The organism is Yersinia sp. Marseille-Q3913 (genome assembly GCF_963892745.1).
In the GTDB taxonomy this organism is placed as follows: domain Bacteria; phylum Pseudomonadota; class Gammaproteobacteria; order Enterobacterales; family Enterobacteriaceae; genus Yersinia; species Yersinia bercovieri.
Genome location: NZ_CAWQAF010000016.1, coordinates 1 through 12,689 on the forward strand (window position 1 = coordinate 1; position 12,689 = coordinate 12,689).

Here is a 12,689-nt window from a genome sequence, read left to right on the forward strand (position 1 = left end):
ATGTTTAATTGAACATATCAAAATTAGGCAATTACACAAATCTATGTACAGGCTCCCCTGGAGGCTCGAGCCGCGCCATCCCTGGCGCGGACGCTTTACTCTTCCGCCTGTCCTCACCGTTCCCGATCGAGCCATCGGGGTTTGTCAGCACTCGGGTTAGCCTCAAGAACGAAGGATGATACCCAAAGACATTGGCGTGACAGCTAGGCAGCAAACAAACGAATCCCGATGAGCTGACATTAATCAGTGATTCGGGTGAGTGAGCGCAGCTAACAACGCTGCTGCGTCAAGGGCGAAGGGTATAGCGTGCCTCAAACACCTCACGTGGTAACGGCGGCGAAAATAAAAAGCCCTGCCCACACAGAATACCGTGCTTCAACAACCACTGGCGCTGCTCATCCGTTTCGACTCCTTCAGCCATCACTCGCAGCTTCAGCACCTCGGAGATAGTACCCACAATACGCGCCATGGCATCATCTTCTGGCAAGTGCTTCACAAAGCTCTTATCCAGCTTAATCATGTCGATCGGTAAGCTTTTCAGGTGGTTGAGATATTGTAGGCTTGAATACCCCATACCAAAGTCATCCAAGGCGATAGATAAGCCAAGCCCTTGCAATTCGCGCAGCAACCTCAGTGCTTCATCAAGATCCTGAATGCGGGCGGTCTCGGTTATTTCCAGCAACAGCTGGCGCGGATCTATCTGATACTGATTGATTAGGTTTTGCAGATGCGACAGAAATTGGTCACTTTGTACCTGCAAGCCGGAAATATTCACCGCCAGTGACAAAGTAATCCCTTGGGCCTTCCAGTCTGCCAGAATGCGGCACGACTCCTCCAGCACCCAGTTACCCAGCGGCATCATCATGCCCCCCTCTTCTGCCCCTAGGACAAATTCGGAAGGTGAGCGATAGCTGCCGTTCGGCTGACACCAACGTAACAGTGCTTCAGCACCGATAACCCGCTGATCTTGCATGTTCCATTGCGGCTGTAAGAAAAGTGTGAAATCGCGGTTTTCAATCGCCTGTAAGATGTCATTTTCGTGGGTCAGGCGCTTTTGTGTTTTCTCAATCAAATGCGGTTCAAACACGAAAATCTGGTTTCGCCCCTGATGGTGGGCGGCCATCATCGCCGTACTGGCATTGCGCATCAGGGATTCGGCGGTCTCATCTTGGGATTGGTATTCGGCAATCCCGATACTGGCACTGGGTCGCAGCTGGATATCGCCAAAGAGCAGTGGTTGGGTAATTTGTAGCATCATTTGCCGCGCCAGTTGCATGGCAGGGAAGGGGCGACTGATGCCACGGGCCAGCACTGCAAATTCGGTTTTACTCAGTTGCGCCAACAAGCTATTTTCATCGATACATTGCTCAAGGCGCTGTGCCATCGTCAGCAACAGCTGGCGGTGCTGTTCTTCACTCATCACGCCGGAAACCTCTTGCAAGGTTTCGATGCCAATCACCAGCAGATGGAATTTTTCACTCCGCATTCCACCGCTAATTTCCTGCTCAAGCAGTTGCTTAAACAGCACACGGTTGGGCAGTTCAGTGACCGGGAAGCGGGTACTGATGCGGCTCATATCCGAATAGGCTTCGGCCAATAACTGTTGGTTACGATTATAGTTGTGCACCAAGACCCCCAGCTCATCATCCTGATGGTGGGCGGGTAAGGTGAGTTGGTGATGCAGCACACCTTGCTGACCAATTTTTTCCAGCTCTTTCGCTATCGCCCTTAGCGGGTGAATAATCAGCCGATTAATACACCAGGCGATAGAGACCGAAAGCACTAATGCCAATAACAGATAGGTCGAAAGCATGGCTGACAGCGCGCTGAGAATAAACTGGTACATCCGATATGAGTCGGCCCGCAACACTAAATGCGCCAGTGGTTGCGGATTGGCGGAGACTCGCTCCAGCGCATACAGCGGTAGCGTTATCTCTACCGGCAGGGAAAAAATTCGCTTAGCCCAGCGGGGAACAGGCCGCTCCGTGGGAAAGTTGGCGTGCAACACCTGAATTTGGTTCGGCAAAATGACTTCAGCGCGGCTGAGAATGCCAATCGGCAATAGGCTATTGAGGATTTTTTTGGCTTGCGGGACATCAACGCTTAATATTGCTTCGGACAGGGGTTGGCGAACCGAATAAGCGATACTCTCCAACTGCCTGGCATAGTCATCCTTGCGCTGCTGCACAAAGTGGAATAACTGAAGGACGATAAAAATGCAGATAGTCACCAGTGCAACCACTGCAACTGCCGCCATCTGTTTTATCGTTAATGAACGCCTTACCCGCAAACTCGCTCTCCGCCAATGCCGACTGAATAAAAAAAGTGGTTGCCACATCATGGGGCTACCCGTCGATTCTGTCTGAGTATACTCGATCGCTTTCAGATTTTATCTGGTGATGCTACACCGGAGGGGAAGAATACCGTGGGTTTCAGTGTTTTCCTACCAAGATCGCAACGTCAGAGTGCCATTTCTCACTCTGACGTTGTTTTTTCATGCAAATCAATATGGCGATGTTGTCAGATTAGCTGGCTTGCTCCGCCTCATCCTGATCAACCGCAAAACAAGCCACCATTTGGTCACCATACTGTTTTAGTTGCGGCTGCAACTGAGTACAAGTACCAAAAGCTCGACGGCAGCGCGCATTGAACGCACAACCCGGCGGCGGGCTCATCGGGCTAGGTAGCTCGCCCGTCAGCTTAATGCGCTCGCGGCGCATATCAGGATTCAGGCGCGGTGTCGCCGATAGCAATGCTTGCGTATATGGGTGACGTGGATTGTTAAAAATGGCCTCTTTGCTGCCTTTTTCAACACAACGGCCCAGATACATCACCATCACTTCATCGGCGATATGCTCAACTACAGACAGATCATGGGAGATAAAGACGTAAGACAGCCCCAGTTCCTGCTGTAAATCCATCATCAGGTTCAATACCTGCGCCCGTACGGATACATCCAGCGCCGAGACAGGTTCATCAGCAATCACCACATCCGGGTTTAACATCAAGCCGCGCGCAATCGCGATACGTTGGCGCTGACCACCGGAGAACATGTGAGGATAGCGATCATAGTGCTCGGTTTTCAGGCCGACCTTCGCCATCATCGCCAATGTTTTCTCACGGCGCTCTTTGCTGCTGAGTTTGGTATTGATTTGCAGCGGCTCTTCCAGTATCTGCCCCACTTTCTTGCGTGGGTTCAGTGAACCATAGGGGTTCTGGAATACAATCTGGATTTTCTGACGGCGCAGTTTTTCCGCACTTTCATCCGGCTTGAGCAAGTCCTGCCCTTGATAGTAAAGCTCACCACCGGTTGGGATCTCAATCATGGTCAGTAGGCGGCCCAACGTGGATTTACCACAGCCCGACTCCCCGACCACCGCCAAGGTTTTGCCACGCTCCAAGGTGAATGACACCCCATCGAGTGCCTTAACCAGGCGCTCCGGAGCAAAGAAACCTTTTTTGACCGGATAGTATTTTTTCAGATCAATGGCCTGCAACAGTGGCTTGCCGGCTTGGGATTCTGGTTTCATTTCAGTTTTATTCTGGCTCATAGGGTCGGCCTCCCCGCATCATCGAGCGGTGTATGGCATTTAACCTGACGCCCCGCTGGCCCCAGCAATTCAGGCTCTTCACGGCGGCAACGATCATTGGCATACGGGCAGCGTGGGTTGAGCAGGCAGCCCTCTGGGCGGTCATACTTACCCGGCACCACACCCGGCAAAGAAGCCAGACGCGCTTTATCCTGAGCAAACTCCGGTAAGGCGCGCAACAACGCCTGCGTGTATGGGTGGCGCGGTGCGCGGAAGATTTCCGATGATTTACCGGTTTCTACCACCTGACCGGCATACATCACAATAATGTGGTGTGCCGCCTCGGCCACCAGTGCCAGATCATGGGTAATCAGCAACAGCGCCATATTTTCACGCTGCTGTAACTCCAGTAGCAGCTCAATAATTTGCGCCTGAATGGTTACGTCCAGCGCGGTTGTCGGCTCATCGGCAATCAGTAGCTTGGGTCGACAGGCAATCGCCATGGCAATCATCACGCGCTGGCTCATCCCACCGGAGAGCTGGTGCGGGTAGACATCCAAACGTGAAGCGGGATCAGGAATGCCCACCAGTGTGAGCAGATCCACCGCCCGCTGAAAACGCGTTTTACGGTTACCGCCCTGATGCACCTTCAGCGCTTCCATAATCTGGAAACCGACGGTGTAGCATGGGTTAAGGCTGGTCATTGGGTCTTGGAAGATCATCGCAACTTCCGACCCCACCAACTGACGCCGCTCTTTTTCAGAAATCTTGGTCAGGTCGCGGCCGTTAAATTCCAGCTTTTCGGCCATCACTTTGCCGGGGTAATCAATCAGCCCCATGATAGCCAGTGAGCTGACTGATTTACCGGAGCCAGATTCACCAACAATCCCGACCACCTGCCCTTGCTCAATGCTGTAACTGATACGGTCTACGGCCTTGAACGGCGCGCCTTCGTCGCCGAAGTGCACCGACAATTTATCTACATTTAAAAGTGCCATCTCTCTCTACCTCTGTTACTGCTTGAGTTTGGGGTCGAGAGCATCACGCAGGCCGTCCCCCATCAGGTTAAACGCCAGAACCGTTAGCAGGATCGCCACACCGGGGAAGGTCACGACCCACCAGGCGCTTTGGGCGAACTGCAACACGTCAGAGAGCATGGTGCCCCATTCCGGTGTTGGTGGTTGCGCACCCATGCCGAGGAAGCCGAGAGCCGCCATATCCAGAATGGCGTTAGAGAAGCCGAGAGAGGCCTGCACGATTAATGGCGCGAGGCAGTTTGGCAAAATATTGATAAACATTTGGCGTATCGCACCCGCACCGGCCACGCGTGAGGCCGTCACGTAGTCGCGGTTGACCTCAACCAGCACCGCTGCGCGCGTTAAGCGCACATAATGCGGTAGAGCGACAAAGGTGAGCGCCAACGAGGCATTCACAATGGAAGGCCCAAACACCGCCACCAAAACGAGCGCCAGTAACAGACTTGGCAGGGCCAGCATGATATCGACAACCCGCATGATGATGGCATCGACGATGCCGCCAAAGTAACCGGCCAGTAATCCGAAAACGACCCCCATCACCAGTGACAGCACAACTACCAGACAGCCGACTAACAATGAGAGTCGTGCGCCATACATCAGGCGGGACAGGACATCGCGGCCCACATCATCGGTGCCCAGCAGGAATTTCCAACTGCCACCCTCTTCCCAAACCGGAGGTTTCAGTAATGCGTCGCGGAACTGCTCTGCTGGCCCGTGTGGGGCAAGCCAGGTGGCACCGGCGGCAATCACCAGCATAATAATGATGTAAAACAGGCCAATCACGGCCCCTTTGTTGCGCTTGAAATAGTGCCAAAACTCCTGCAAGGGAGTCATTGGCTTCGGCGCACTTTTTACTGTCGACTCAGTAAGTTGAGACATTCTGCGCCCCTTATTTCTTGTGACGAATACGCGGGTTAACTACGCCATAGAGCACATCTACCAGCAAGTTAACTAAAATAATCATGATCGCGACCAGCAACACCCCGCCCTGTACTACCGGGTAGTCACGGCGTTGCAGTGCATCCATCAACCAGCGGCCCAATCCCGGCCAGGAGAAGATGGTTTCCGTCAGAATCGCCCCAGCCAGCATCGTGCCGACCTGCAGACCGATCACCGTCACCACAGGCAGCAAGGCATTGCGCAATGCATGAACCACAATTACGCGCATCCGGCTCAGGCCCTTGGCCCGTGCTGTGCGGATATAATCCTCGCCCAACACTTCCAGCATGGAGGAGCGGGTCATGCGCACGATAACCGCCAGAGGGATGGTACCCAGGACGATGGCCGGTAAAATCATATGCATCACCGCATCTTTGAAATCACCCGGTTCACCCCAGATTAAGGTGTCAATCAGCATAAAACCGGTGAGTGGCAAGCTGTCATCCAGGAACACCGTATCGCTGACTCGCCCGGAGACCGGGGTGAGGTTCCATTGCACCGAAACCAGCATGATCAGCATGATGCCCCACCAAAAGATAGGCATCGAGTAGCCGGTGAGAGAGATCCCAACTGCGGTATGATCGAATATTGAGCCGCGTTTGACTGCCGCCAGCACTCCAACCGGTATCCCCACGGCGATAGCAAACAGCATCGCGCAGATCCCAAGTTCCAGCGTGGCTTTAAAGCGTGGGACAAACTCTTCCCAGACGGCAATACGGCTTTTTAGCGAGATGCCGAGGTCGCCATGTAATACGCCATTCACATAGTGGAAGTATTGTTGATAGAGAGGCTTGTCCAGCCCCATTTCTGCCATGATTTGAGCATGACGCTCGGTGGAGATACCGCGTTCCCCGGCCATGATGGTCACCGGGTCGCCCGGGATCATATGAACAAAAGCAAAGGTCAGCAAAGTAATGCCGATAAACGTTGGGATAACTAACCCCAAACGTCGGAGTATGAACTGCAACATATCCCGAACTCTCTGTGTAGAATGCCAGGCTGCTCGTGGGCAACCCCGCTTATTAAACCTTCCCAATAAGCTATTTTACTTGCCATTTTGACCTAGGGCAGTGCTCACCACCGTCACGTACTGCGTGTACGCTCCGGTGCTTGTGCGCTGTCCATGCTCAAAATTTCTGCGACAATGACACATATTGGGGAAGGTTATATGGCTCACATCTGTATCTGTCTTAACCTAAACAAAGAAACCGGTGAACATGCAGTTTGCACATTCACCGGTCGTCTAGCAGGTTAAAATTAATCCAGGGATACGTTCTCGAAATGGTGTTTACCCAACGGATCGACAACATAACCTTTCACTTCTTTACGCACTGGCTCGTACACGGTTGAGTGAGCAACAATCAGCGCTGGCGCTTGATCATGCATCACAACCTGAGCTTGTTTGTAAAGCGCGACACGTTTGTCATGGTCAGACTCAGCACGAGCTGGCTGGATCACCTCTTCAAACGGCTTATAGCACCACTTGGAGTAGTTGGAACCTTGTTTTGCCGCATCACAGCTGAACAGGGTGGCGAAGAAGTTGTCTGGGTCCCCATTGTCCCCGGTCCAACCCATCATCACAGTTTCATGCTCGCCATCTTTAGCACGCTTGAGGTATTCGCCCCACTCATAGGTCACAATCTTGGCTTTCACGCCCACTTTCGCCCAGTCAGACTGGATCATTTCAGCCATACGACGCGCATTCGGGTTGTACGGGCGTTGAACTGGCATTGCCCACAGGTCAATGGCGAAACCATCTGGTAGACCGGCTTCTTTCAGTAGCTCTTTCGCTTTAGCAGGATCGTAAGCGTAATCTTTCACCTCATCGTTGTAGCCCCACATAGTTGGTGGGATCAGGTTCTTGGCCGCCTGGCCTGCACCCTGATAAACCGCATCGATAATGGCTTGTTTGTTAACCGCCATGGTCAACGCCTGGCGAACCTTAACGTTATCCAGTGGTTTTTTCTCAACGTTGAAGGAGAGGTAACCGACGTTCAGGCCCGGTTGCTCCATCAGGTTGATGGTTTTGTCTTCTTTCATGCGAGCGATGTCTGCCGGGTTAGGGTACGGCATAACCTGACACTCATTTTTCTGCAATTTAGCGTAGCGAACTGACGCATCTGGCGTAATAGAGAAGACCAGACGATCAATTTTTGGCTTAGTACCCCAGTAGCCATCAAAGGCTTTGTACAGGATACGGGAGTCTTTTTGGTACTGCTGCAACTGGAACGGACCGGTGCCGATTGGATTCAAATCGACTTTTTCCGGTGTGCCGGCTTTCAGCATGTTGTTCGCATATTCGGCAGACAGAATTGACGCAAAATCCATCGCCAGGTCAGCCAGGAATGGGGATTCCGGACGGGCCAGTTCGAAGCGAACAGTGTTGTCATCAACTTTAACGATATTGGTGATCAAATCACCCATACCCATACCCTGGAAGTACTCATAGCTACCACCAGAGACTTTATGGTACGGATGCTTATCATCTTTCTGACGCATGAAGGAGTAGATCACATCATCAGCGTTGAAATCGCGAGTCGGTTTGAACTCTTTGTTATCTTGCCATTTCACGCCTTTGCGCAGGTGGAAGGTGTAGCTCTTACCATCTTCACTGACTTCCCACTTCTCAGCCAGACCGGGTTCAATTTCGGTTGTACCGAGTTTGAATTCAACCAGACGGTTGTAGATAGGAACAGAGCTTGCGTCATACGTCGTACCCGAAGTAAATAGCTGCGGGTTGAAACCTTCCGGAGAACCCTCAGAACAATATACTAATGTTTTCGCTTGTACACTGGCCGCCACGGTCAGTGCAATCAGCCCAATACCGAATTTCAGTATCCCTGTTTTTCCCAAGGAAATCGTCATCGCTTGTGCTCCATTATGGTGATGTGTGTTGTGTGTACGGCCAGACCCTATAATTTTTTCGTCCGTGGTCTGTACCGTTTTGGCCCATTAGCCGCAGGGATGCGGGATTGAGATGTTGGATAAATATCATCGCAACAGCAATTTTGGACGCGTGGAATGACCCAAACTGCACTCGATTACTCCCCCTGAGGGTACCAATTTGGCAACACTTGGTGGCAACGTCAATACGGTTTGAAAGGATTTATCAGGACAATGAGAAACAGCATGCAAACATAAAAAAAACTTCCCGTTAACATTCATAGCATGAAAATTTATGCTAGCAGCACTTTGCCAGCGGGATTAACTGGGCAATTAAAATAAAGCAGTGGTAATACCCAGAGACAAACCGAAAAACTTTGTTGCTAAATGATGCATATCCGTTCAGATTTTTTTGTTATTTCGACAGAAAACAGGAGGAAATGCTGCTATGGCAGCCGATAAGTGACGCGAACCTTGTCACATACAGCCATAATCGTACACATCTTGCGTGTCGTTAAAAAAGAGCAATCCCGCACAGTGCTATTACGCGGGTAACGATCAATATCAGCTCGACGAGTAGCGCACCACAAGAGTGCCCCAAATCAGTGCCAGACTCCTAATCGCGCCAGTGCCTTATCAAAAAGATGATTTAAGCTACCCAGTAGCATCGCTGTTCAACACCGATAGCCCGGTAAATAATTAGGGTGTGTAACTAAATCAACCATTAAGGCTTAATATTTTTACTTACCCCTAAACCACCTCTTATAACTCCCTTTTTATTACTTAATATTTTATAGTGCAGATCAACTTGGTCAAAAGCACTGATGACTCTACCATGATTATTTTGAAAAACATTCGCATTGACCTTGATATTATCTGAACTAATGACACTACCATTAAGGTTATTCATACTCTTAGCTTTAATCTTTATATCTGCCGGACCTGAGCTGCCTAATGTTCTAATATCACCATTATTATTATAAAATGCATTTTTTGCTTCCATAGAAACATAACCACTATTAGCATAAATACTGCCCTCGTGATTTTTAATTAATCCCCCTTTGATTCTGACGCCAAATTTTTCTTTTTGATTGTAATTTGCTCCTTGTCTTTCACTTTTTATTCTACCTTTACTATTATCTATTAACCCGGTACTTTTTAATTTTATCTTATGACTCTCTATTTTTCCTGATACATTACTAATAAAAAAATCAGAATTTATACTGACGATGTCATCAGCAATAATTTCTCCTTGATTACTACTTCCACTTCTTTTCGATACAATAAAAATCTTATTGGCATACATCCCACCAAGTTGACTGACATCTGTACCAATTTCACTCTTAGAATTATAGGAAAACCCCGCCAATGACCTTAGCCATAATTTATTGTCGCTTTTAAAGCTAATTGCATTTTTTCCACTGATGGACAATAGATCGGTTGTTTCTATTTTGCCATCAACTTTCAATGATTCAGAAAACAAGTCCAAATAGTTATCCATATATTCATTATGTTGCAAACCTTCTTTCCCGATATATATATTACCTTGATAAACATTGAAACCAGCGAGCTTATCACCTTTGAATGCAGGAACTCCGGTCGTTAACGTCACATAATCTGTATTTCTGAAACGACAACCGTTACAACTTATTCCTGCCGGGTTAGCAATAATGATATCGGCAGATTGCCCGGCAACGATCAAAAGACTATCAAGCTGACTTTTACTCATTGAAGTGACTTCATTTAATATTACGACTGCCTCACCATTGATTAAGTTTGAATTCCCGTTCTTTTCTGATGCCACAATATTATTAAATATTATCTTATTATAACCTTTGCCTTTCTCTGCATTAAACTTTACGTATTTATTATGAGATATCCCTTCCGAGTTTGGTGTCTGAATATCAATGACAGTATATTTACCCCCCTGACAATAAGCATTTTGCATTTTGCACATTTTCTTTTCTTCGATGTGATAATATAAGTCAGGTTGATTATTCTTGGGCGCTGTTCGATCAACAACAACCTCAGCATATAAGAATGGAGGCGCATAAGACAAAAGAAGAATTCCATAGCATATGTCATGTAAACTCACATTTACTTTAGTCATTAAAAATCCTCATTTAACTGGGATATAAGTCACAATAGCCGGCAAGAGAAAAACAATCACAAGTTGAAAAGTAAACGGCTATATATAAAATAAGTTAATATTGCCAGCTAATAGCGAAGCCAGACACTAAAGAGTCGGTAGAGAAATTCGCGGGTTTAATTAAAGGAATAGCAAAATAAAAATCATAACCAATCTGGTGATATCTCCCACGAAAACCACTTGCAGCACCTGCGAGAGCATTACCGGAAAGTAGAGGCTTATTTTCTTCAACGACTTGGCCGTAATCAATACCGGCATACAGTTGCAGACCAGCTACTGGGCTATACCAGGCCACTTCATTTCTTAAGAACCACCCACCAGAATCAGCCAACGCACTCCCCTCATTAAACCCACGCACTGAACCTCGGCCACCAATTAGAAAATTATCCTGTATCGTGAGATTTGAGCGGGTATATTGTTGGCTGAAAATCGGTTGATAATGAAAACGTTGCTCGCCCAGTTGAAACGGAATATCCAGTGAAGCGTTGACGTTAATCAACCTTGCCGCTACCCCCCCAGTAAGCCCTGGTGCTGGGCGCGCGCTAAACCAATTAGTACCTTGCTGGTAAGTCACTCCCCCATTGAACGTACCCCAATGGGAATAATATAAATATTGCAATCCCAGTTGCCAGTCTATGGTATTAAGCCGTTGAACACCGATCTCAATATCACCCAAAAAGCGGTTGGTATTACGAATCAATACCCCTGCATTAGCTACAGCCTTATAATTATAGCCTCGCATCACTAATCGTTGAGTTTGCATATCTAAGGAGTGCCAGCGTGTTTGATATTTAAAAGCAGTTTCTGCCAATAACAAAGATTGGTAGCGACTCCCCCGACTACCAGTCATACTCAGTAACCAATTACCGTAAGGTAACGAATAATGCAGTGAAAAATAATTATGGCCTTTATCATGGTGGTAATCAAAATCTCGACTGGTAGAGAAATAAGCCAGATCACTTAATGAGAATGGATTATCAAGAAATAACGTTCCACCGACGCGATAACGGCCAAAAATATCATTCCCTGCATCATCCAGAAAAGTATTAATACGGAAAAAGCGAGATTGTTGACGCTTAATAATAATATCACTGCTTAAGTCATCACGATTTATCGCTACATCCATCGTGGCGTTTACCGTAGGCAAACGCTGTAAATTATCCAATCCTTGTTCAAGATGGCGTAAATTAAGCAAATCCCCAGATTTACTGGGAAAAATAGTATTTAACTGTGCATAATTGTCATTGGTTGCTTCATACACAATATTATTAATCAGCCCCGGAGTCAGTGTGATATATAAGGTTCCGCCATCAAGGCGTTGTTCCGGTATGACTAACGTTGAGGTGATATAGCCATCAGCAATGAGCTGATTCTTTAATTGGTTGGTTAAAATACTAAGGCCCTGCTCACCTAAACAGTGCCCATATGCATCCTGCGCTATTTTTTTTAGCTTCGTCTCATTAGAAAATTTATTCACCCCCGTTAACTCAACAGAGTTAATAGCAAAACACTCCTCCTCAATAGGAAATAGAGTATCTATTATCGGCTGATCTTGCCTGACTAAATTGGCCTTAATTTCAATGGAAAAAATCAGCACGACTATTGGTACAAAATATAATATTACACGTTCCATTACTCCATTGTTTCTTATTACATTCATAATTAAAACAACCTTTATTATAGAAATAAAGACCTGTAACAACATTGGCCTTAAATAGCGAATTTCAGACTATGCTATTATCTTATTTAAGTGATATTTTAGTAAGCCTATTCGTTTTAAGAAATTATAAACAGATGATTTTTGCGAGAGATTAATCCTAACCAACAATTATCACTTCCCAAGATATATAACGGCAAGTTGCTATTATGCAGGCGATAAAACGGTGACGATATTATAATTTTTATTCAGTAATGGGTTGAAAATAACGTGCAATAAAAACAAAAAAACCCTGACATTTCTGTCAGGGTTCTTAAATTTGGTCGGCGAGAGAGGATTCGAACCTCCGACCCACTGGTCCCAAACCAGTTGCGCTACCAAGCTGCGCTACTCGCCGAATTGGGGCGCATCTTACTGCTACGATCCTAGAGCGTCAATCACTTTTTAACACCCCGCTGGCGACTGTTGCTTATATCATCACCCGCGGTCAAAAC

At 47.7% G+C, this 12,689-nt stretch carries 8 protein-coding genes and 1 tRNA gene; all 9 read right to left on the reverse strand.

Translation table 11 applies throughout. The annotated features are described in order from the left end of the window. Window positions 1-286 precede the first annotated feature (286 nt). The 9 genes from hmsP to AACW11_RS08460 all read right to left on the reverse strand — a co-directional run bounded on the left by hmsP (window position 287) and on the right by AACW11_RS08460 (window position 12,592). The gene (hmsP, locus tag AACW11_RS08420; protein WP_212586450.1) at window positions 287-2,290 is read right to left on the reverse strand and encodes a biofilm formation regulator HmsP; all 2,004 of its coding nucleotides are present in this window, start codon (window positions 2,288-2,290) and stop codon (window positions 287-289) included. 235 nt (window positions 2,291-2,525) lie between these two features. Next, window positions 2,526-3,530, reverse strand: a complete 1,005-nt coding sequence (gene dppF, locus AACW11_RS08425; RefSeq protein ID WP_212586494.1) for a dipeptide ABC transporter ATP-binding subunit DppF — start codon at window positions 3,528-3,530, stop codon at window positions 2,526-2,528. Between the two features lie 17 nt (window positions 3,531-3,547). Next, window positions 3,548-4,528 (reverse strand): dipeptide ABC transporter ATP-binding protein, encoded by a 981-nt coding sequence (dppD, locus tag AACW11_RS08430; protein WP_212586451.1) that lies wholly within the window; start codon window positions 4,526-4,528, stop codon window positions 3,548-3,550. Window positions 4,529-4,543: 15 nt separating this feature from the next. Beyond that, window positions 4,544-5,446: a dipeptide ABC transporter permease DppC gene (dppC, locus tag AACW11_RS08435; RefSeq protein ID WP_212586452.1), complete on the reverse strand. Its 903-nt coding sequence runs from the start codon at window positions 5,444-5,446 to the stop codon at window positions 4,544-4,546. A gap of 10 nt (window positions 5,447-5,456) precedes the next feature. Continuing rightward, entirely contained in the window at window positions 5,457-6,476 is a 1,020-nt protein-coding gene (gene dppB, locus AACW11_RS08440; protein WP_032819080.1) for a dipeptide ABC transporter permease DppB, read from the reverse strand. Between the two features lie 287 nt (window positions 6,477-6,763). Beyond that, window positions 6,764-8,371, reverse strand: a complete 1,608-nt coding sequence (gene dppA / locus AACW11_RS08445; protein WP_032897640.1) for a dipeptide ABC transporter periplasmic-binding protein DppA — start codon at window positions 8,369-8,371, stop codon at window positions 6,764-6,766. A gap of 742 nt (window positions 8,372-9,113) precedes the next feature. Further along, the gene (locus AACW11_RS08450) at window positions 9,114-10,499 is read right to left on the reverse strand and encodes a two-partner secretion domain-containing protein (protein ID WP_212586453.1); all 1,386 of its coding nucleotides are present in this window, start codon (window positions 10,497-10,499) and stop codon (window positions 9,114-9,116) included. Window positions 10,500-10,593: 94 nt separating this feature from the next. Further along, window positions 10,594-12,171 carry a ShlB/FhaC/HecB family hemolysin secretion/activation protein gene (locus AACW11_RS08455; protein ID WP_339379050.1) on the reverse strand — a complete coding sequence of 526 codons (1,578 nt, stop codon included), beginning with the start codon at window positions 12,169-12,171 and terminating at the stop codon, window positions 10,594-10,596. 344 nt (window positions 12,172-12,515) lie between these two features. Further along, window positions 12,516-12,592: transfer RNA gene (locus tag AACW11_RS08460), tRNA-Pro, on the reverse strand. Window positions 12,593-12,689: the final 97 nt, after the last annotated feature.